The sequence below is a fragment of the Burkholderia ubonensis subsp. mesacidophila genome, assembly GCF_002097715.1.
Lineage (GTDB): Bacteria > Pseudomonadota > Gammaproteobacteria > Burkholderiales > Burkholderiaceae > Burkholderia > Burkholderia mesacidophila.
The window spans coordinates 2,458,191-2,478,540 of the sequence record NZ_CP020738.1 but is presented as its reverse complement, the minus strand read 5'-3'; the positions used below and the strand labels follow the sequence as shown (position 1 = coordinate 2,478,540).

23 protein-coding genes are annotated in these 20,350 nt (G+C 67.7%); 14 read left to right on the top strand and 9 right to left on the bottom strand.

What is annotated here, in order from left to right; translation table 11 throughout:
- Window positions 1-2 precede the first annotated feature (2 nt).
- Together B7P44_RS28620 and B7P44_RS28615 are read left to right on the top strand one after the other, a co-directional pair.
- Window positions 3-560 carry a helix-turn-helix domain-containing protein gene (locus tag B7P44_RS28620; RefSeq protein ID WP_042588360.1) on the top strand — a complete coding sequence of 186 codons (558 nt, stop codon included), beginning with the start codon at window positions 3-5 and terminating at the stop codon, window positions 558-560.
- 139 nt (window positions 561-699) lie between these two features.
- Complete coding sequence (locus B7P44_RS28615) at window positions 700-2,046, top strand: glutamine synthetase family protein (RefSeq protein WP_084909242.1); 1,347 nt, start codon at window positions 700-702, stop codon at window positions 2,044-2,046.
- Window positions 2,047-2,064: 18 nt separating this feature from the next.
- On the opposite strand, the gene murI is transcribed toward B7P44_RS28615, so the two are convergent.
- From murI to B7P44_RS28590, 5 genes are all read right to left on the bottom strand, one after another.
- Window positions 2,065-2,889, bottom strand: a complete 825-nt coding sequence (gene murI / locus B7P44_RS28610) for a glutamate racemase (RefSeq protein ID WP_231716739.1) — start codon at window positions 2,887-2,889, stop codon at window positions 2,065-2,067.
- 99 nt (window positions 2,890-2,988) lie between these two features.
- Complete coding sequence (locus tag B7P44_RS28605; RefSeq protein ID WP_084909240.1) at window positions 2,989-3,378, bottom strand: lysozyme inhibitor LprI family protein; 390 nt, start codon at window positions 3,376-3,378, stop codon at window positions 2,989-2,991.
- A gap of 50 nt (window positions 3,379-3,428) precedes the next feature.
- The gene (locus B7P44_RS28600) at window positions 3,429-4,181 is read right to left on the bottom strand and encodes an N-acetylmuramoyl-L-alanine amidase family protein (protein WP_084909239.1); all 753 of its coding nucleotides are present in this window, start codon (window positions 4,179-4,181) and stop codon (window positions 3,429-3,431) included.
- A gap of 172 nt (window positions 4,182-4,353) precedes the next feature.
- The gene (locus tag B7P44_RS28595; RefSeq protein WP_084909238.1) at window positions 4,354-5,970 is read right to left on the bottom strand and encodes an NAD(P)-binding protein; all 1,617 of its coding nucleotides are present in this window, start codon (window positions 5,968-5,970) and stop codon (window positions 4,354-4,356) included.
- A complete protein-coding gene (locus B7P44_RS28590; RefSeq protein ID WP_084909237.1) occupies window positions 5,970-7,484 on the bottom strand; it encodes a polyamine aminopropyltransferase in 1,515 nt (504 codons plus the stop codon). Before B7P44_RS28590 ends, B7P44_RS28595 begins: the two co-directional genes overlap by 1 nt.
- Window positions 7,485-7,620: 136 nt before the next feature.
- Here B7P44_RS28590 and B7P44_RS28585 point away from each other — a divergent pair, with 136 nt between their 5' ends.
- From B7P44_RS28585 to B7P44_RS28555, 7 genes are all read left to right on the top strand, one after another.
- On the top strand, window positions 7,621-8,007 hold the full coding sequence (locus B7P44_RS28585; protein WP_084909236.1) for a DUF350 domain-containing protein: 387 nt from the start codon (window positions 7,621-7,623) through the stop codon (window positions 8,005-8,007).
- Between the two features lie 27 nt (window positions 8,008-8,034).
- Window positions 8,035-9,060: an SPFH domain-containing protein gene (locus B7P44_RS28580; protein ID WP_084909235.1), complete on the top strand. Its 1,026-nt coding sequence runs from the start codon at window positions 8,035-8,037 to the stop codon at window positions 9,058-9,060.
- A 9-nt stretch (window positions 9,061-9,069) separates the two neighbouring features.
- Window positions 9,070-10,590, top strand: a complete 1,521-nt coding sequence (locus B7P44_RS28575; RefSeq protein WP_084909234.1) for a DUF4178 domain-containing protein — start codon at window positions 9,070-9,072, stop codon at window positions 10,588-10,590.
- Entirely contained in the window at window positions 10,587-10,733 is a 147-nt protein-coding gene (locus B7P44_RS28570; RefSeq protein ID WP_231716738.1) for a hypothetical protein, read from the top strand. The genes B7P44_RS28575 and B7P44_RS28570 overlap by 4 nt, the downstream gene beginning before the upstream one ends.
- Complete coding sequence (gene speD / locus B7P44_RS28565; RefSeq protein ID WP_084909232.1) at window positions 10,730-11,107, top strand: adenosylmethionine decarboxylase; 378 nt, start codon at window positions 10,730-10,732, stop codon at window positions 11,105-11,107. The genes B7P44_RS28570 and speD overlap by 4 nt, the downstream gene beginning before the upstream one ends.
- A gap of 321 nt (window positions 11,108-11,428) precedes the next feature.
- A complete protein-coding gene (locus tag B7P44_RS28560; protein WP_084909231.1) occupies window positions 11,429-11,938 on the top strand; it encodes a pyridoxamine 5'-phosphate oxidase family protein in 510 nt (169 codons plus the stop codon).
- An 89-nt stretch (window positions 11,939-12,027) separates the two neighbouring features.
- Window positions 12,028-12,528: a NuoB/complex I 20 kDa subunit family protein gene (locus B7P44_RS28555; RefSeq protein WP_205128733.1), complete on the top strand. Its 501-nt coding sequence runs from the start codon at window positions 12,028-12,030 to the stop codon at window positions 12,526-12,528.
- A 35-nt stretch (window positions 12,529-12,563) separates the two neighbouring features.
- On the opposite strand, the gene B7P44_RS28550 is transcribed toward B7P44_RS28555, so the two are convergent.
- Window positions 12,564-13,016 (bottom strand): SRPBCC family protein, encoded by a 453-nt coding sequence (locus B7P44_RS28550; RefSeq protein WP_084909229.1) that lies wholly within the window; start codon window positions 13,014-13,016, stop codon window positions 12,564-12,566.
- Window positions 13,017-13,200: 184 nt separating this feature from the next.
- Between B7P44_RS28550 and B7P44_RS28545 the strand changes: the two genes are divergently transcribed.
- The 3 genes from B7P44_RS28545 to B7P44_RS28535 all read left to right on the top strand — a co-directional run bounded on the left by B7P44_RS28545 (window position 13,201) and on the right by B7P44_RS28535 (window position 16,193).
- Window positions 13,201-14,241: a bifunctional nicotinamide-nucleotide adenylyltransferase/Nudix hydroxylase gene (locus tag B7P44_RS28545; RefSeq protein ID WP_084909228.1), complete on the top strand. Its 1,041-nt coding sequence runs from the start codon at window positions 13,201-13,203 to the stop codon at window positions 14,239-14,241.
- Between the two features lie 73 nt (window positions 14,242-14,314).
- The gene (locus B7P44_RS28540; RefSeq protein ID WP_084909227.1) at window positions 14,315-15,748 is read left to right on the top strand and encodes a nicotinate phosphoribosyltransferase; all 1,434 of its coding nucleotides are present in this window, start codon (window positions 14,315-14,317) and stop codon (window positions 15,746-15,748) included.
- Window positions 15,749-15,833: 85 nt separating this feature from the next.
- The gene (locus B7P44_RS28535) at window positions 15,834-16,193 is read left to right on the top strand and encodes a glyoxalase superfamily protein (RefSeq protein WP_084909226.1); all 360 of its coding nucleotides are present in this window, start codon (window positions 15,834-15,836) and stop codon (window positions 16,191-16,193) included.
- A 1-nt stretch (window position 16,194) separates the two neighbouring features.
- Here the strand turns inward: B7P44_RS28535 and B7P44_RS28530 are convergent, their stop codons facing one another.
- A complete protein-coding gene (locus tag B7P44_RS28530) occupies window positions 16,195-17,670 on the bottom strand; it encodes an aminotransferase-like domain-containing protein (RefSeq protein ID WP_084909225.1) in 1,476 nt (491 codons plus the stop codon).
- A gap of 125 nt (window positions 17,671-17,795) precedes the next feature.
- On the opposite strand from B7P44_RS28530, the gene B7P44_RS28525 reads away from it, so the two are divergent.
- Entirely contained in the window at window positions 17,796-18,683 is an 888-nt protein-coding gene (locus tag B7P44_RS28525; protein WP_084909224.1) for a DMT family transporter, read from the top strand.
- A 12-nt stretch (window positions 18,684-18,695) separates the two neighbouring features.
- Here B7P44_RS28525 and B7P44_RS28520 read toward each other — a convergent pair whose 3' ends face one another.
- Window positions 18,696-19,064, bottom strand: a complete 369-nt coding sequence (locus B7P44_RS28520) for a VOC family protein (RefSeq protein ID WP_084909223.1) — start codon at window positions 19,062-19,064, stop codon at window positions 18,696-18,698.
- 76 nt (window positions 19,065-19,140) lie between these two features.
- Here B7P44_RS28520 and B7P44_RS28515 point away from each other — a divergent pair, with 76 nt between their 5' ends.
- Window positions 19,141-19,836: a helix-turn-helix transcriptional regulator gene (locus B7P44_RS28515; protein WP_084909222.1), complete on the top strand. Its 696-nt coding sequence runs from the start codon at window positions 19,141-19,143 to the stop codon at window positions 19,834-19,836.
- A gap of 139 nt (window positions 19,837-19,975) precedes the next feature.
- On the opposite strand, the gene B7P44_RS28510 is transcribed toward B7P44_RS28515, so the two are convergent.
- A complete protein-coding gene (locus tag B7P44_RS28510; RefSeq protein WP_084909221.1) occupies window positions 19,976-20,320 on the bottom strand; it encodes a DUF3088 domain-containing protein in 345 nt (114 codons plus the stop codon).
- Window positions 20,321-20,350 lie beyond the last annotated feature (30 nt).

Genomic DNA, 20,350 nt, shown 5'->3' with positions numbered 1-20,350 from the left:
CGATGAACGAACAGGAAGAAATCGAAAGCCTGGCGATCCTGATCCGCGATCTGCGCAAGCACCGCAAGGTCACGCTGAACGAGCTGGCCGACAGGATCGGCCGCTCGGTCGGCTTCCTGTCGCAGGTCGAGCGGGGGCTGTCGCGTCCGACCGTCGCGGACCTGACCGCGATCGGCGAGGCGCTCGGCGTGCCGACCACGTACTTCTACAGCCTGGACAAGCCGCGCTCCGTGCCGTGGGTCACGCGGCCCGGCGAGCGCCGCACCGTGTACTACGCGGCCGGCATCACGGACATCCTCGTGTCGCCGAGCATGCGCGCGCGCTTCTCGGTACTCGAGAGCCATCTCGCGCCGGGCGCGAGCAGCGGCGACCGGCCCGTCGACGACAGCGACGAGCAGGGCGGCTTCGTGCTCGAAGGCGAACTGACGATCTGGCTCGACGGCGACGACACGCCCGTCACGCTCGGCCCGAACGATGCGTTCCAGCTGCCCGCGCACAAGCGGTTCCGCTACGCGAACCTGACCGACCAACCCACGCGGGTCATCTGGGTGTTCACCTGAGCCGTCATCGCGGCGACATGCCGCGTTCGACGCACATGGTTTGACGTACTGATCGATGAGGGCGTGCGGCGCTGCGCCGGCCGTTCGACCCCGCTTCGCCGCGTTGCGGCATCGTCGCACTCGAACGAAAGGATAAATCATGGCTGACGTCGTTTCCGCGCTGGTCGATGAAGTCCGTGCATTCCGCCACGCGCACCCCGAGATCCGCTATGTGGACCTGATTTGCCTGGACCTGCCTGGCCACTTCTACGGCAAGCGCTATCCGATCGATGCGCTCGAGAAGGTCGCAACGGGCGCGCTGCTGAAGCTGCCGCAGAACTGCGTGCTGCTCGGCACGCAAGGCGGCCTGTACAAGATCGGCGACTACTGCTTCAACGACGGCGACCCGGACGCGCCGCGCCGGCTGGTTCCCGGCACGCTGAAGCCGGTGCGCTGGGAAAGCCAGCCGCTCGCGCAGATGCTGATCAGCTCCGACGGCACCGACGCGCCGATCGAGTTCGAGCCGCGCGAAGTGCTCGCGCGCGTGCTGCGGCGTTTCGCGAAGCGCGGGATTCGCCCGGTCGTCGCGTTCGAGCTCGAGTTCTACCTGTTCGCCGCGCAGCTCGCGGACGGCCTGCCGCAGTATCCGCGCGACCGCCTGAGCGACGACCGCGACGATCAGCCGAACATGCATATCGAGCGCCTGTCGCGGTTCGCCGACGTGCTGCACGAGATGGTCGAGGCTGCGCGCGAGCAGGGCGTCGATGCGACGGTGATCACCGCCGAGCTTGGGCCCGGCCAGTTCGAGATCAACTTCGGCCACACCGACGACGGGCTGCGCGCGGCGGACTGGTCGGCGCTGTTCTGCCGCAGCACGCGCGGCGTCGCGCTCAAGCACGGCTATCGCGCGAGCTTCATGGGCAAGCCGTACCTGCATGCGCCGGGCAGCGGCATGCACGTGCATGTGAGCCTGTACGACGAAGCGGGGCGCAACCTGCTCGCGGTGGACGGGCAGCGCCCGCTGCGCCATGCGGTCGCGGGCTGCCTCGCGCTGCTGCCGCACTGCATGCCGGTGTTCGCGCCGAACCACAACGCGTTCCGCCGCTACGGGTCGATGGTGAACGCGGCGAGCCGCGCGAGCTGGGGATTCGAGGATCGCGACGCATGCATCCGGATTCCCGAATCGGACGCGGGCAACCTGCGGATCGAGCATCGCCTCGCGAGCGCGGATGCGAATCCGTATCTCGTGCTGGCGGCGATCCTGGCCGGGATGGAATACGGACTCGACGCGGGCAACGAGCCGATCGCGCCGCTCAACGACGATCGCGGCAGCGGCATCGCTTTCCCGAAGGACATGCTGTCGGCGGTTGCCGCGATGCAGGATCATCCGGCTGTGCGCGAGGGCCTCGGCAAGGAGTTCGTGATGGTTTACTGCGAAAACAAGCGGCAGGAGCAGATCGACTTCATGAACGAGATCGGGGCGCGGGAGTATCGGTGGTTTCTGTGAGGCGCGCCGGATGACCGGTCAGCTTGTCTCGATGTCGATGGCGGCCACCCGGTGTCCGGCCAGCGCCAGTCCCTGGGCCAGTCGAGCCAGCGGCAGCCGTTGCTCTGCCGATGTTGCGGTCGAGCACAATTGCAGGGGCGCGACGTCGACGGGATTCGCATCGTTGTGCAGCTGGAACTCGGCAAGCTGATGGTCGACCCGTCGTGCGATTGCGGTCGCGGTCTCGATCAAGCGGAACTGAGTGCCGAAGACCCGTCGAATGCTCGGTATGAGCAACGCATAGTGCGTCGAGCCCAGCACGAGCGTATCCGCGCCTGCGTCGATCATCGGCTTCAGATACTCTTCGAGCAGCGCCTCGACGATCGATCCCGTGGCTTCGCCTTGTTCGATTTGTTCGACGAGGCCATGCCCCGCCTGACATACAAAACGGCACGCGTGATCGTTCTCCGAGAGCAGCGCCTGCAATCTTTGGCTGCGCAGCGTTGCGGCTGTCGCCAGCACGCCGACGACTTTCGAAACCGAGGTCTGCACGGCCGGTTTGATCCCGGGTTCCACGCCGATGATCGGGATCGCGAACTGACTTCGGAGATAGGAAACGGCATGCGTCGTTGCCGTGTTGCATGCAATCACCAGCATTTTCGCGCGCTGTTGCACCAGCCATTCCGTGAGTGCGTGGCTGCGCGCCCGGATGAACGCATCGGACTTCGGGCCATAGGGCGCGTACCTGGAGTCCGCGATATACAGGATGGCTTCTCCGGGAAGCCGCTGACGGATCGCCTCGACAACCGACAATCCGCCCAGGCCCGAATCGAACACGCCAATGGGGGCGATACCGTTGTGCATGAGTGTGTGCATTGGCCCTGGACAGTACGTTTGGAGCGCGGCAGGGATGCCGGAATCGCGAGCGTGCGGATCCCGGTCCCAACGATGGCGCTAAAGGTCTTACTGCCCGATCTTCGACGACACGCAGCCCGTGCTCGAGCATTCGCGATCGCGCTCACGCAGGAACGACAGGCGCGACTGCGTCATGTCGATCGCGCACTCGAGGTTCACGTAATACCCGTCGTCGCGCGTATAGCTGCACTTGTCGTCGCGCTGCTTCAGCCACGCGAGCTGGCCCGTCTTCAGCGACGACTGCTGGTCGCCGCTCAGCTGCTTGCGCAGGCGGCCGTACTGGTCGTTCAGCTCGCGGTCGAGCTGCGAGAACTGCGTGCTGCTGCAGTACACCTGGTCGAATGCGCTGTGCGGCTTCGCACAGCCGGCCGCGTGCGCGGAGAACGGAACGGCAAGCGCGAACAGCGCGCAGGATGCGGCGAGCAGATTCTTTTTCATGTGGATGCTCCTGGCTGGGTAAAAACCGGTGACGCACGCGCGTCGCGTCGTCATTCGGACGCGGTGCACGCCTCGATGCCGCCCGCGATCGCGGCGGACAGGCGCTGGATCGTATCGTGCTGCGCGAGCCGCTTCTCCTCGTCGGGATTGACGATCACGCCGGCTTCGACGAGCACGGCCGGAATCGGCGCGGTGCGCAGCACGACGAGGTCGTCGAAGCGGTGGATGCCGAGGTGCGGATCGATCAGCGGACGATTCTCGCCGCGGATCGGCTGCGCGTGATAGAGCGACGGCGTTTCGCCCGCCGCGACGAGCTTCCCGGCGATCGCCTTCGCGCAGCGCAGGCTCTGTTCGTAATGCGGATTGCGTTCCGACACGAACACGGAGAAGCCGTGGAATTCGCGTTGCCGGCCGGCGTCGATGAATTGCTGCTGCATCGAGTCATGATGGATCGACACGAACAGGTTGGCATCGGGCGCCTGCGTCGAGCGCTGTTCCAGCTTGATCTCGCGGCCGTCCGCGGACGTGCGCAGCACGCGGTCGCCGTCGTCGCTCAGCCGCTTGGCGACTGCGCCCGACAGCTCGAGGTTGTACAGGTATTCGACGCGGCCGCTCGCGCCGGTCGAGCCGGGGCGCGCCGGCGTGTGGCCGGTGTCGATCACGATGTAGGGAGCATGTGCGCTGGCGGCCGGCGCGGCGTCTGCGGCGCGCAGCGCGAGCGGCACGCCGAGCAGGGCCGCGCAGGCGAGCACGCGCGCGGCGGCGCCTGCGAACGGGCGAAGGCGTTGGACGGTTCGGTTCATTCTTGTTGTCGCGTGAATGCGGCTGCGCTCGACGAAGCGGCGCGGTGCCGTCGGCCTGCAAGATGCAGTCGGAATGTGGCGCGATTATAGCGGCTGCCGGCGGCTCCGCAATGACAGAACTGCGGGTGTCCGGCTGGCTGAAAGCAAGTTGTAAAGCATGCGGTGGGGTCCGTCAGGCGAGCACGCGCTGCGCGGCGCGCATGCCCCAGTACGACGCCTCCTCGAACAGCGACATCCCCGACAGATCCGCGTGCGCGAACACGACCGGCCCGTCGGCGTCGCGCAGCGCGAGCAGCCCCGGTCGGCTCAGGAACCCGACGTCGGGCGTCGCCATCGCGTGGCCGCGCACGGTGATCTCGAGCGCGCTCGCGTGCTTCCACAGCGCGCGGCCGTACACCGCGCGCAGGTCGGTCGCCGCCTGGTCGCGCAGCTCGTCCGGCTTCGCCGCGGCGAGCCAGCGGCGCGTGTCGTCGGGCGTGCGCGTGCTCAGCGCCTGGTACGCGGAAAACACCGAGCGTGTCGGCGGCGACAGCCGGATCAGCTGGTGCGTCGACACCACGTAGCCGAGCCCCGCGCCGCCGTAGACGACGTTGTCCCACGCGAGCGGCGCGCCGGCGGCCTCGGCCGGCATCCCGTCGAGCAGGAAGTTGGACACGAGCCACGGCGCGCGCGGCGGCAGGTCGCGCGCGGGCTCGAAGCCGTATTCGCGCAGCTGCGGGAACACGCGCGCGGCGACGAACAGCGGCATCGCGCAGACGACGCGCCGCGCCCTCAGCGTGAAGGTGGTCAGTGCGCCGTTGTCGACGCGCGCGCACAGCACGTCGACGCCGCCCGCGCGCTCGGTGGCGCGGACCGCGAAGCCGGCCTGCGACCAGTCGTGCGACCCGGTGCGCGCGGCGATCGAAGCGGACAGCCTGGTCACCATCGTGTGCAGCCCGTCGGGCCAGGTCAGCACCGCGCCGTCGCCGGCATCGCTCGCATGGCCGGCGCGCGACGAGAAGTAGTGCAGCCCGGCCCACGCGGACACATGCTCGTAGCCCGCGCCGTAGTCGTCGCGGCAGCAGTAGTTCAGGTACCAGTGCAGCGACGGCGCCGTATAGCCTTCGTCGAGCAGCCACTGCCGGAACGAGCGCGTGTCGAGCGCGCGCCAGCGCGGGTCGCGCGACGATTCGGCGAGCGGAATGCAGAACGCCTTGCGGCCGTCGTTGCCGCGCGCGGTGCGCAGCGCATCGGTGTACGCGAAGAAGCGCGCCTGCTGCGCGAGCTCGTCCTGGCCGATGCCGATCGTCGGCACGAGCCCGTCCTGCCACTGGCCCGCGATGTAGAGCCGCTCGTCGGGCGCGTGCACGATCGCGCGTTCGTCGTAGTCCGGCCGCGCGGCGAACGGCGCGGCTTCGATCACGCCGAGGTCGGCGAGCATGTCGCGCAGATGCACGGATTCGCGCGACGGCAGCGGCAGGTAATGCGCGCCCTTCGGATAGCCGAGCTCGCCGAAGCGGCCGCCGGCCGCATTGCCGCCGAATTCCGGCCCGGCGAGCACCGTGAAGCGGCGGTGCCCGGCGCGCGCGAGCTGCCACGCGCACGACAGGCCGGCCGCGCCCGCGCCGAGGATCGCGATGTCGGTCTCGAACGTGCCGGACGGCGGCGGAAGCGCCGCATGATCGCGCAGCGCGTGGCCTTCGCGCATGCCCGGATAGTCGATGCGCGGCGTCGTCTCGATCCAGCCGAGCCGGCCGCAGGCGGCAAGCGACGCAGAGGCGGACGCGACGATGAAGGTGCGGCGGTCCATCAGCGCAGCACGTGCTTCCAGTCGTCGTCGAAGCGGCGCACGAGCGGCTGGTCGTTGAGTTCGTTCGGCGACATCGGCAGCGCCGGCATGTCGGCGGGGAAGTGGAACATCTCGGCGGCCGTTTGCGCGTCGAGCCAGCGCGTCGGCACCGAGTAATGCGTCGGCACCGTGAAGTCGCGGCGCTTGCCGGCGATCACGAAGCCCCAGTCGCCGAACGACGGCACGTAGCAGTGGTACGGCCATGTATTGAGGCCCGCCTCGTGCAGCGTCGCGATGATCGTCCAGTACGCGTGCGGCGCGAAATACGGCGACGTCGACTGGATCACCGCATAGCCGTTCTCGGACAGGTGCCGCGCGAGCAGCCGGAACACCGGCACCGAATAGAGGCGGCCGAGGCCGAAGTTGGTCGGGTCCGGGAAGTCGACGACGATCGCGTCGTACACGTCGGCATTCGCTTCGAGCCAGCGCACCGCGTCGTCGTTGATCACGTGCACGCGCGGGTCCTTCAGCGAACGCTGGTTCAGCTTCACGAGCGGCGCGGACGTCGAGAACAGCCGCGTCATCGCCGGGTCGAGGTCGACGAGCGTGATCCGCTCGAGATTGCGGTGCTTGAGCAGCTCGCGCACCGCGAGGCCGTCGCCGCCGCCGAGCACGAGCACGCGCTTCGCCCACGGCAGCGCGTCGAGCGTCGGGTGGATCAGCGCCTCGTGATAGCGATGCTCGTCGCGCGACGAGAACTGCAGGTTGCCGTTCAGGTAGAGCCGCATGTCGTCGTGCCACTGCGTCAGCACGATGCGCTGGTACGGCGTGGTTTCCGCATAGATCGTCTCGTCGCCGTACACGCCGTGCTCGGCCCAGTGCGTGATTTTCCCCGACAGCGCGAAGCCGGCGGCGAGCAGCCCGATCACGAGCGACGCGCGCATCTGCTTGGCGCGCACCCGGCGGATCTCGTCGCGGAACAGGTGCATCGTCCACAGCGCGACGAGCGCGTTCAGGATCCCGAACAGGAAGCTCGTGCGCAGCAGGCCGAGGCGCGGCGCGAGCACGAGCGGGAAGATCAGCGACACCGCGAGCGAGCCGAGATAGTCGAAGCTGAGCACTTCGCTGACGGTATGGCGGAACGCCTGGCGTCGCTGCTGGAACGCGCGCATCACGAGCGGGATCTCCATCCCGATCAGCACGCCGAGCGCGAACACGAGCGCGTAGAGCGCCGCGCGGAACGGCGCCGCGAGCCACGCGAACACCGCGAACAGCAGCGCGGCCGACACGCCGCCGAGCAGGCCGACGAGCAGCTCGATGTCGACGAAGCGGTCGAGCACGTCGTCGTCGTCGACGAACTTCGCGAGCCACGAGCCGACGCCCATCGCGAACAGGTAGCAGCCGATCACCGACGAGAATTGCAGGATCGAGTCGCCGAGCAGATAGCTCGACAGCGCGCTGCTGATCAGTTCGTAGCCGAGCCCGCACGATGCGAGCACCAGGATCGACAGGACGAGCGCGCGCCTATGCAGCATGGTGCGTCCGTTGTGCCGGGGTCGGCAATGTGGATATACTGGCGCGGATTTTTGCGGGGCGGCCATCCGCGGGCCGGCCAACCGTGGGGCGGCCACCCGCCGGCCGGCGAATCGAGCACACAATCCGAGGAAAAGAATGAATAGTGCCTTTTCTTATGCGGTTCATTTACTGTCGGCTTTCGTGCTGCTCCTGGCGTTCGCGGCAGTGTACCTGAAGGTCACCCCGTTCGACGAACTGGCGCTGATCCGCGACGGCAACGTCGCCGCGACGCTGTCGTTCGGCGGCGCGCTGGTCGGCTTTTGCCTCACGCTCGCATCCAGCATCGCGCACAACTCGACGCTCGGCGCGGTCGTGCTGTGGGCGATCGGCGCGATGCTCGTGCAACTGCTGACCTATGTGGCGCTGACCCGCCTGATGCCCGGCATGAACCACGCGATCGAGGACCGCAACGCCGCGATGGGCGGCCTGATGGGCACCGCGTCGCTGGTCGTCGGCATCATCAACGCAGCCTGCCTGACCTGACGCCGCGCGCGTTTCGAGGAGACCCTGATGAGTTTCGGTTCGTTCATCCGCAAGCAATTCATCGACGTCCTGCAGTGGACGGAAGACACGGACGGCGTGCTCGCCTGGCGCTATCCGATGGAAGACCAGGAGATCCAGTATGGCGGCAAGCTGACCGTGCGCGAATCGCAGGTCGCGGTGTTCGTCAACGAAGGGAAGGTCGCCGACGTGTTCCAGCCGGGCCTCCATACGCTGACGACCCAGACGCTGCCGGTGCTCACGTACCTGCAGAACTGGGACAAGCTCTTTCAGTCGCCTTTCAAGTCCGACGTCTATTTCTTCAGCACGCGGCTGCAGCTCGGCCGCCGCTGGGGCACCGCGCAACCGGTGACGATCCGCGACCGCGAATTCGGCATCGTGCAGCTGCGCGCGTTCGGCGTCTACTCGTACCGGATCGTCGACGCGCTCGCGTTCCACCGCGAGATCAGCGGCACGCGCGCGCAATACACGGTCGACGATCTCGAGCAGCAGTTGCGCAACCTCGTCGTGACCGCGATGAGCACCGCATTCGGCTCGGCGGACGTCCCGTTCGTCGACATGGCCGCGAACCAGATGCAGTTGTCGCACCGGGTGGCCGAAGCGCTGGTGCCGGCGTTCACGCGCTACGGTCTCGCGCTCGACGCGTTCGTGGTCGAGAGCGTGTCGCTGCCGGCCGAGCTGCAGAAGGCGCTCGACCTGCGGATCGGCGCGAGCATGGCGGGCGACCTCGGCCGCGCGACGCAATACCAGACCGCGCAGGCGATTCCGCTCGCCGCGCAGAACCCCGGCGGCATCGCCGGCGTCGGCGCGGGCCTCGCGGCCGGCGCGGCGATCGGGCAGGCGATGGCCGGCCAGATCGCCGGCAGCGCGCCACCGGCCGCAACCGCCCAACCGCCGGCCGCGCCCGGTGTCGCGACCGGCGTCGATTACGTGCAGCGTCTCGAACAGCTCAAGGCGCTGCATGACAAGGGGCTCGTGACCGACGACGAATACGCGCGCGCGAAGGCGGAGATTCTCGCGAAACTCACTCAATAAGCGTCCCGCATGTTCAGCACTTCGTGCCCCCAGTGCGGCGCGCCGGTCACGTTCCGCTCGGCGGCGGCGGTGATGGCCGTCTGCGCGTTTTGCCGCAGCACGCTGCTCAAGCGCGGCGCCGACGTCGAGCGGATCGGCGAGCTGGCCGCGGTGGTCGACGACGCGTCGCCGGTGCAGATCGGCGCCGCCGGCCGCTATGGCAAGCGTGCGTTCACCGTGCTCGGCCGGATCGAGTTGACCTACGACGCCGGCGCGTGGAGCGAATGGTATGTCGTGTTCGACGACGGCGCGTTCGGCTGGCTGTCGGATGCATCCGGCCAGTATGCGATCACGGTCCGCCAGCCCGACGACGCGCTCGGCTCGTGGCCCGCCTTCAACGCGCTGCAGCCGGGCATGCAGATCAATCACGGCGGCTTGCGCTACCTGGTTTCGGACGTGCGCACCGCGCGTTGCACGGGCGGCGACGGCGAGTTGCCGTTCCGCGTCGACGCAGGCTGGGAAGCGCGTGTCGCCGACCTGCGAACCGGCAGCGCGTTCGCGACGTTCGACTACTCCGATGCGGGCGGCGACGGCCGTCCGGCGCTGTATGCGGGCGAGGCGATGACGTTCGACGCGCTGGCGTTCACCGGGCTGCGGGAGGTCGAAGCCGACACGCGTGAGCCGCGCGGCTTGCAGATGCAGGCGTTCGCGTGCCCGAGCTGCGGCGCGCCGCTGTCGTATGCGCCGAACGTCGCCGACTACGTCGTGTGCGGCTCGTGCCATGCGGGTGTGCAGTGCACGGCCGAGCAGCAGACCGTGTTCGCGAAGCAGCGCGAGCTCGACGCGGTGAAGGGCGCGCTGGAGCTCGGCGCGGCCGGCACCTTCGACGGCGCGAAGTATACGGTGATCGGCATGATGCGCTGCAAGGTGCCGGGAGATAACGAGACGTGGGACGAATACCTGCTGCTGCACCCGAAACGCGGCTTTCTGTGGCTCGTGCAGAGCGAAGGGCGCTGGGAGCGCGTCAGCGTGCTCGACCACTGGCCGACGATCGGCGACGACGCCGAAGTCACCGACGGCGGCAAGACCTACCGCAAGCGTGACGCGTATGCGTCGGAAGTCGTGTACGTGGTCGGCGCGTTCAACTGGCGCGTGCAGGTCGGCGATCGCACGTCGATCGTCGACTACGGCTGGCAGAACGACAAGCTGACGATGGAGCGCAGCGCGAACGAGATCGTCTGGTCGCGCGCGCAGCGGATCTCGGCCGGCAAGCTCGCCGAGCGCTTCGGCGTGCCGGCGCTCGCGGCCGGCGGCGCGGCGGCTGCGACTGCGGCCAAGGCCGCGAAGCGCAAGGATGCCGAAGCAAACGGCAAGCGCCCGCATAGCTTCGCGCCGTTGCCGATCCTGTTCAGCGCGCTGCTGGTGTTCCTCAACTTCGACGAGCTGTTCGCGTTCAACGGCCGCACGGTGTATGTGCTGCTCGGCCTGTTCGTCCTGTGGCTGCCCGAATGGGTGTGGAAGGGATTCGCGTCGGATGGAGGCGAGTCGTGACCAAGTACATCCTGTACGGCATCTACGCGACGATCGTCGTGACCCTGTTCAGCTGCTCGCCGCCGGGCGGCGGCGGAGGAACGAGCGGGTGGGGCAGTTCGTCGGCCCGCAGCGGCTACTCGTCGTACGGGTCGCACAAATGACGGCGGGCGCCGCAATCGCCGCGCCGCGCGCGACACTCGGCTCGCACGTGCTGGCCGATCTCGACGGCATCGATGCGATGCTGCTACGCGATGCCGCGCGGCTCGAAACGGTACTGACCGACGCGGCGCGACGCGCGGGCGCGCGCGTGATCGGCGCGCATTTCCATCATTTCGGCGGCGAGCATGGCGTGACGGGCGTCGTGCTGCTCGCCGAGTCCCACATCACGATCCATACGTGGCCCGAGCACGGGTTCGCCGCGGTCGACGCGTTCATGTGCGGCGCGGCGCGCGCAGCCGATGCGGTCGATGCGATCGCGGCCGCGCTCGGCGCGCACGCGCGGGTCCGGCGGCAGGTGGCGCGCGGCGGGGAGTGATCGTCGCGCGCATGCCGCGCCGGCCCGCGCCAGGGAAGCGCTCGACTTCCTCGGGCGTGCCGCGGCCGAACGTCGACATCCATTTGCCGTTTTCCTGCTGCTTGCCTCCGGCTTCCCTTTCCACGACCGGTTCGCGCGGTACTCGAACGAGATTGCTCGCGCATTCGGAGTGCTGGATCGGTGTTGCCAAAATAATGCACGTCGTATACAGTTGCCCGTAGTGCACTGAATGGTGTTGCACGCGAAGTCACTGCATCTGCGGTGGGACTGACGCTATTCCGTGGCTTTAGAAGTTTTCCTGAAACGCTTTCGCACGTCATCATGGATGCAAATCGACTCCTTCAACAAGCGCACGAAATCGTCGCCAATTGCACCTTCTGTTTTGTGTGCTCGAACGACGCTCATGGTCAAATCAACGCCAGGGTCGTTGAGATTCTGGAGATCGGGAGCGATCTCACGATTCGTTTCATGACCGACTCGAGAACGCGCAAAGCGTTGGAGATTCGCCAAGGGAAGACGATCAGTCTGTCCTTCCTCAGTATGGTTGATCGAGGATACGTAACGATTGGGACCGTTCCGGCAGTCTCCGCGGAGACCGCGCTGAAGCAAAGCATCTGGAAGGAGTCGCTGCGCACCTGGTTCCCCAACGGGCCGGATGACCCTTGCGTGGTCACCGTTACCTGTGAGCCCGCCTGGGTTGAGCTTTGGTCGCGCATGCGCGGCGTTGCTCCCGAGCCGCTGGGCCTGAACTCGGTTCGACTGACTCGGAAGGGGAACGACTGGCACGCGCATCATACGTTTCCAGCCGATGGCGAACCATCGCATCCCTGACGGTCCTCATCACCTTGTTATCGCAGGCGTTTGAGCTGCACCGCGAATGATGCGCTTCGCGGGAAACCGGTCTCAACTATCCAACCATGATGGGCAAACAATTTACGCTGGAGAAAGACGGCTTCGTGGTGACTTCGCTCGACACCGTCATGGCGGCCGCACGGAAAAACAGCCTTTGGTATATGACGTTCGGCCTCGCATGCTGCGCGGTCGAAATGATGCATGCCGCGGGCGCCCGATATGACATGGATCGCTTCGGCATGATCCCTCGCGCATCACCCCGACAATGCGATCTGATGATCGTGGCCGGCACATTGACCAACAAGATGGCTCCGGCGATGCGCAAGGTTTACGATCAAATGGCCGAGCCGCGATATGTGGTGTCGATGGGATCGTGCGCCAACGGCGGGGGCTATTATCACTACAGCTACTCGGTGGTGCGCGGCTGCGACCGGATAGTGCCGGTGGACGTTTACGTTCCGGGATGTCCACCGACTGCCGAGGCGTTGATCTATGGATTGATGCAATTGCAACGCAAGATCCTGGAGCAAGACACCCATAGCCAGCCGCGCGTACTTGTACGGCAGTGAATGCGTTTTCATCCATCTGCCCACTGCATCGCGCGTCAACGCGGCGCGGCCTCCGCTTCGGCCCAGCGCTTGAACGCATCGAGCCGCCGGCGCGTCTGCACGAGATAGAACGCGCCGATCAGCGGCTCGACGAGCCAGCGCAGCCAGGCCGGCCGCGCACGGAAGTGGTACGTGAACTTGACGTCGGTCGTGCCCGGCGTGCGTTCGATGAAGTTCCAGCTGCCGCTGAAACGCGCGAGCACCTTCGGGCCGTTCACCATCTCGACCGCCGCGACCTGCGGCGGCTGGTACGAGATGTAGCGCGACACCATCGTCGCGCCCGTGGTGCTGCGGCAGAACGCGTCGATGCCGACGTCCGCCGTCTTGCCGTCAGGCAGGTACGCGTCGGTGAGGAAGCTGTCCCACACGAGCCGCCGCGCGTAATCCTGCGACCACGTGAAGAGGCGTCTGCGATCGACGCCGACGGTGCGGCTGACTGAGATCCTCATGATAGGGGCGCGTCCGCGCAAGTTCGGATGAAGTCGGGTGAGTGTAACGTGCCAGTCTCGCGATTTCCGTCATGCATCGTCAAGTCGAGGGTGCGTTCGATTGACGCATCTCAAAAAAAAGCCTACGATCCCCTCCATGCCTTCGGGACAGACCCGAAGCGTTTCAATCTCTTGAGGGAGCCTCATGAGTACGCAACACACCAGGCGCTTCGACGCGCTTGTCTTCATCGGTCGTTTCCAGCCCCCGCATCGTGGCCACCTGAATGTGCTGAAGTCCGCACTGAGCCGGGCCGAGCGCGTCTGCGTGCTGATCGGGTCGACCGACAAGCCCCGCACCATCAAGGATCCGTTCTCGTTCGACGAGCGCCGCCAGATGCTGGCCTCGCTGCTCGACGCGTCCGAGCGTGACCGCGTGACGATCGCGCACGTGCAGGACTCGACGTACAACGATGGCGACTGGGTGCGCTGGGTGCAGGATGCCGTCGCGTCCGCGCTCGGCGACATCGCGCACAAGAAGGTCGGGCTGATCGGCCACGAGAAGGACGCCACGTCGTATTACCTGCGGATGTTCCCGCAATGGGAGCTGGTCGAGGCCGACGCGACGGAAGACATCTCCGCCACCGAAATCCGCGACCAGTACTTCGCGGAACGCCCCAACAGCTTCGTGCAATGGGCCGTGCCCGAGCCCGTGTTCGGCTGGCTCGAGCGGTTCCGCACGCAGCCGGAATTCGCGCAGCTCAAGGCGGAAGCCGAGTTCATCGCCGCGTATCGCAAGGCGTGGGCGGCGGCGCCGTATCCGGTCACGTTCGTGACCGTCGACGCGGTCGTCGTGCATTCCGGCCACATCCTGCTCGTGCGCCGGCGCAGCGAGCCCGGCCGCGGCCTGTGGGCGCTGCCGGGCGGCTTCGTGAACCAGGACGAACGGCTCGACACCGCCTGCATCCGCGAGCTGCGCGAGGAAACCGGCCTGAAGCTGCCCGAGCCCGTGCTGCGCGGCTCGCTGAAGGATCGCCAGGTGTTCGATCACCCGACCCGCTCGCTGCGCGGCCGCACGATCACGCACGCGTGCCTGTTCAACTTCCCGACCGGCGAGCTGCCGCGCGTGAAGGGCAGCGACGACGCCGACAAGGCGCGCTGGGTGCCGCTCAACGAATTCGCGCAGATGCGCAGCGTGATGTTCGAGGATCACTTCGACATCGCCTATCACTTCCTGGGAAAGCTGTGATCCGCTGATTCCCGCATTCCGGTCCGCCGCGACAGACGCGGCGGCCTCTCAACGGCCTAGAGGAGCTCTAGCCATGCAAAACGATCTCGGCGGCTTTGCCGCGGTTCTCGCCAATCCGATCCTCAACACGGATTCGTACAAGGCATCCCACTTCCTGCAATATCCGGCCGACGCGACCGCGATGTTCTCGTACGTCGAGTCGCGCGGCGGCCGCTACGACCGCACGCTGTTCTTCGGCCTGCAGATGCTGCTGAAGGAATATCTGTGCAGGCCGGTCACGCACGCGATGATCGACGACGCACGCGATTTCTTCACGGTGCACGGCGTGCCGTTCAACGAAGCGGGGTGGCGCTACATCGTCGAGCGCTACGACGGCTACCTGCCGGTGAAGATCCGCGCGGTGCCGGAGGGCTCGGTCGTGCCGACGCACAACGTGCTGATGACGGTCGAATGCGACGACCCGCAGGTGTTCTGGCTCGCGTCGTACCTGGAGACGATGCTGCTGCGCGTGTGGTATCCGGTGACGGTCGCGACGCAGAGCTGGCACCTCAGGCAGACGATCCGCCGCTTCCTCGAAAAGACCGACGACGATCTTGCGCAACTGCCGTTCAAGCTGCACGACTTCGGCGCGCGCGGCGTGTCGAGCGCGGAATCGGCGGCGATCGGCGGCGCCGCGCACCTCGTCAGCTTCATGGGCTCGGATACGGTGCTCGGCGTGCTCGCCGCGAACCGCTTCTACCGCGAGCCGATGGCCGCGTATTCGGTGCCGGCGGCCGAGCACAGCACGATCACGTCGTGGGGCCGCGAAGGCGAGGCCGATGCGTACCGGAACATGCTGCGCCGCTTCGGGCTGCCGGGCGCGATCGTGTCGGTCGTATCGGATTCCTACGATTTGTTCGCCGCGCTCGACCTGTGGGGCGGCGAGCTGAAGCAGGCGGTGATCGAATCGGGCGCGACGCTCGTCGTGCGGCCCGATTCCGGCGATCCGGTGACGATCGTGCTGCAGACCGTGCGTGCGCTCGACGCGTCGTTCGGCTCGACGCTCAACGCCAAGGGCCGGCGCGTGCTGAACCACGTGCGCGTGATCCAGGGCGACGGCGTCGACGCGAATTCGATCGAGGCTATCCTGAGCGCGCTCGACGACGCGGGCTATGCGGCCGGCAACGTCGTGTTCGGGATGGGCGGTGCGCTGCTGCAGCAGGTGAACCGCGACACGCAGCGCTTCGCGATGAAGTGCTCGGCGATCCGGCGCGGCGGCGTGTGGCGCGAGGTCTGCAAGGACCCCGTCACCGATCAGGGCAAGCGGTCGAAGAAGGGGCGGCTCACGTTGCTGCGCAATCGCCGTACCGGCGAATACCGGACCGTGACGCTGCCCGTCGCGTGGGACGATCGCGCGGTCGAGAGCGAATGGGACGACGCGCTCCAGACGGTGTTCGATACCGGGCGGCTGCTGGTCGATGTCTCGCTGGCCGACGTGCGGGCGCGGGCACACGCGGGCGAGGCGTGAGGTGAAGGGCGGGTGGTCTGCGCGTTATCATGACCACCCGCGCCGCAGCCGCCGGCCTGACCCTCCCATCACGAGGCCCCGAACGATGCCGTTGCTTCACGCCATCCCCATCCTGCGCATCTTCTCGATCGAGAAGGCGTACTGCTTCTATCTGGACTACCTCGGCTTCACGCTCGACTGGGAGCATCGCTTCGAACCGGGGCTGCCGCTCTACGCGCAGATCAAGCGCGATTCGGTGCTGCTCCACCTGAGTGAGCACCATGGCGACAGCACGCCCGGCTCGGCGATCTTCGTGCCGGTCGACGACATCGACGCGCTGCATCGGGAACTGCTCGAGAAGAACTACACGTATGCGCGCCCCGGCGTCGAGACGCTCGACTGGGGCCGGCAGATGCAGATCACCGACCCGTTCGGCAACCGGCTGCGCTTCTGCGAGCTGTCATAGGTCACAGATCGCGCACCAGCGCGCGATCTTTCGCGTCCGGCGCGGCCGCGCATCCGTCGCGCCGCGCCGCCTCCATCGCACGCGCCAGCGCATCGAATACCGCCGGCCCCTTGCAGCGCGACACGTTGAAGCGCAGATACGACGTCGCGCTGCGCGACGCACTGAACACGTTGCCCGGCGCGAGCACGACGTCGTGGTCGAGCGCGTGGCGCGCGACGCGCGCGGCGTCGAGTCCGTCCGGCAACTGCGCCCACACGAACAGGCCGCCGCGCGGCTCCGTCCAGATCCCGAGCCCGGCGCGCGCGAGGCGCCGGATCGTTTCGCCCATCGCGTCCGCGAGGCGCGCGCGCAGGCCGTCCAGATGGCGCCGGTACGTGCCGTCGACGAGCAGCCGATGCACGACGTTCGCGCCGATCTGCGCATTGCCGAACGACGTCGCGAGCTTCAGGTCGACGAGCGCGTCGATCCATTCGGGGCGCGCGGCGACGTAGCCGCAACGGATCGCGGCCGACAGCGTCTTCGAGAAACTGCCGATCGACACGACGCGCGACAGCCCGTCGAATGCCGCGAGCCGCGGCGCGGGCGTGCTCTCGAAGTCCGCGAAGATGTCGTCCTCGACGATCAGCAGGTCGTGCTCGGTCGCGAGCGTCAGCAGCCGGTGCGCGACGGGCGGCGCGAGCGTCGCGCCGGTCGGGTTGTGCAGCGCGGCGTTCGTGATGTAAAGGCGCGGCCGGTGCTCGACGAGCGTCTGCTCGAAACGCGCGAGATCGGGGCCGTTCGGCGTGTACGGGACGCTGACGATCCGCGCGCGGTGCGCGCGCAGCAGCGCCTGGAAGTTGAAGTAGCACGGGTCGTCGAGCACGACCGTATCGCCGGGCTCCAGCAGCAGGCGGCACACGAGATCGAGCGCATGCGTGCCGCCGTCGGTCAGCATGATCTGCGCGGGTTCCGCATGGACCCCGTGCTGCGCGAGCCGCCACGCGAGCTGCTGGCGCAGCGCGGGCAGGCCGAGCGGCGTCGCATAGTCGGTGAGCGCGTCGGGCTCGTCGCGCGAGACGGCGCGCAGCGCGCGGCGCAGGCTCTCGTCCGGCAGCCACGACGACGGCAGCCAGCCGCAGCCGGGCTTCACGGTCGTCGGAGCCGCTTCGAGCGACTGGCGCGACAACCATAGCGGATCGAGGTCGCGGTCGAGGCGCGGCCCGAGATCGGCGAGCGCAAGCGGCGGCGCGTGGCCCGACACGTAGAAGCCCGACCCGCGCCGCGCGACGAGCACGCCTTCGCCGGCGAGCCGCTCGTACGCGTCGACGACGGTCGACTTCGACACCTGCAGCGCGTCGGCCATCATCCGGATCGACGGCACCCGCGCGCCGGGCATCAGCGCGCGGCTCGCGATCCGCGCGCGCAGCGTGTCCATCACGGTTTCCACGCGCGTGCGCGACGGCGCGGGCGGGGCCAGGTCCTGATCGAGGTGGTTCATGGCGAACGGCACGAACTGTACGGACGTTTGTCCAGTACAGTTTGGCGGAATTGTATTGCGCTGTAGCTTACGCGCTTTTGGCGGCGGGCGGATCATCGGCTATTCACCTTCGATCAGGAATCCCCGTGCAAAAGTCTACCGACGGATGGCTCAGCGGCCTGCTGGGCGTCATCATCTTCAGCGGCTCGCTGCCCGCGACGCGGGTCGCGGTGCAGGGGCTCGATCCGATGTTCCTGACGTTCGCGCGTGCGACGATCGCCGGCGTGCTCGGCCTGCTGCTGCTCGTGGCGTCGAAGCAGCAGCGGCCGACGCGCGGCGAAGCCGCGTCGCTGGCGGTCGTCGCGCTTGGCGTCGTGGTCGGTTTTCCGCTGCTGACGGCGCTCGCGCTGCGGCACGTGACGTCGGCCCACGCGATCGTGTTCGTCGGGCTGCTGCCGCTCGCGACCGCGCTGTTCGGCGTGTGGCGCGGCGGCGAGCGGCCGCGGCTGCCGTTCTGGGTCTTCTCGCTCATCGGCGGCGGCGCGGTCGTCGCGTTCGCGCTGCGCAACGGCGGCGAGGCCTCGCCGGTCGGCGACGCGCTGATGTTCGCCGCGATCGTCGCGTGCGGGCTCGGCTACGCGGAAGGCGCGCGCCTGTCGCGGCATCTCGGCGGCTGGCAGGTGATCTCGTGGGCGCTCGTGCTGTCGCTGCCGGTGATGCTGCCGCTCGCGTGGGTCACGCGGCCCGCGTCGTTCGACGGCGTCGACGCCGGGGTGCTGTGGGGGCTCGCGTACGTGTCGCTGTTCAGCATGCTGATCGGCTTCGTGTTCTGGTATCGCGGGCTCGCGCTCGGCGGCATCGCGGGCGTCGGCCAGCTGCAGCTGCTGCAGCCGTTCTTCGGGTTCGTGCTCGCTGCCGGGCTGCTGCACGAGCCGGTGCCGGCGTCGATGATCGCGGTGACCGCGATCGTCGTCGGGTGCGTGGCGGGCGCGAAATATTTCTCGCGAGGGATGCCGGTGCGCCGGGCGGGGTGACGCCTGCGGCGCTCAGTCGTCCGGCGTGCAGACGCGCAAGCGATGGCCGTCCGGATCGAGCGCGACGAAGGTCCGCCCGAACACGGCCGTCATCGGCGCCTGCTCGATCCGCACGTCGAGCGCCTGCCACGCTTCATGCATGCGGTCGACTTCCGCATCGCCGTCGACCATGAACGCGAGCTCGGTGCGATGGCCGGCGCCGTGCGACACGAAATCGCGGGCGCTCGTCGACCACAGGCCGACATGAAGCCCGTTGTCGAACGCAAACGCCGCATAGGTGGGAAACGCGGCGACGGGCGCGCGCCCGAACAGCTTTTCATAGAACAGCGCGCTGCGCGCCGGATCTTCAACATAGAGAATGACGAGGTTCGGGGAGGTCATACGGGATCGTCCTGAAGGGCTGGAGGTGCGAACCATTCTATTGGACGACACTGCCAGAAAATGGCAGCATCGATCCATGACACGCTCCGAACGCCTTCTGTCGCTGCTGCAAGCGCTGCGACGCCACCGCCGGCCGGTCAGCGGCCGCCTGCTCGCGCAGGAACTCGGCATCAGCATCCGCACCCTCTATCGCGACATCGCGTCGTTGCAGGCGCAGGGCGCGGACATCCAGGGCGAACCGGGAATCGGCTATGTGCTGCGTCCCGGGTTCATGCTGCCGCCTCTGATGTTTTCGCCATCCGAACTGGAAGCGTTGACGCTCGGCTTTCGCTGGGTCGCGAAGTTCGCCGACGCGCAACTGACGTCGGCCGCGTCCGACGCGCTCGCGAAGATATCCGCCGTGCTGCCCGCCGAACTGCGCCGCGACCTGGACAGCACCACGCTGCTGGTCGGTCCGCGCACGGTCGCCGACCGGGAAACCGTCGACATGGACGCTCTTCGTGTTGCGATCCGCACCGAGCGCAAGCTTCGGATCACGTATGGCGACGGCCGGGACAAGCGCTCCGAGCGCACCGTCTGGCCGTTCGCGCTGGGCTATTTCGAGGACGCGCGGATACTGGTCGCGTGGTGCGAACTCAGGAACGACTTCCGACACTTCCGGACCGACCGCATCGTCGCGCTGAAGCCGCTCGGCGAACGCTATCCGCGACGCCGCGCGGCGTTGCTGAAGGCATGGCGGGAGGCCGGCCTCGACGTGCGCGTTCCGGTTTAGGGCGGTCAGCTCGCGGGACGACCCGTGGCGGGGTGACGCATGCACCGATGCGGCCCGAACGGACTCCGCGAACCTTGCGGCGCGCGAAGCCCGTGACCGCGTACACCGGTCAGCGCGTCATGACGCGACGCGCGCCGGCTCACGCGACATGCGCGACGCCATACTGCGACGACAGGTAGCGCCGGATATCCGCCGGCGCATCGATGAAGCGCCGGCCATTGCTTTCCTTCACCTCGATCGCTTCATCCTTCGGCGTCCGGGCCTGCCCGAGCACGAGCACGGGCGCCGACTGGTTGTCCTCGCCGATCAGCGCGACGATCGGCCGGCGCGGCCGCGGCGCGTCGACGTATTCGACGTCGAGCGCGTCGCGCAATTGCGGGAAGAAACTCAGCAGCCCTTCGACGGCAACGGAATCGCCGCAGTAGAACGGGCCGTCGGCATCCTTGAAGAAACCGGGACGCAGGATGAACAGCGTGTCTTTCATGCTTGCCTCGCTAAGGTTGGGGTCGAACGT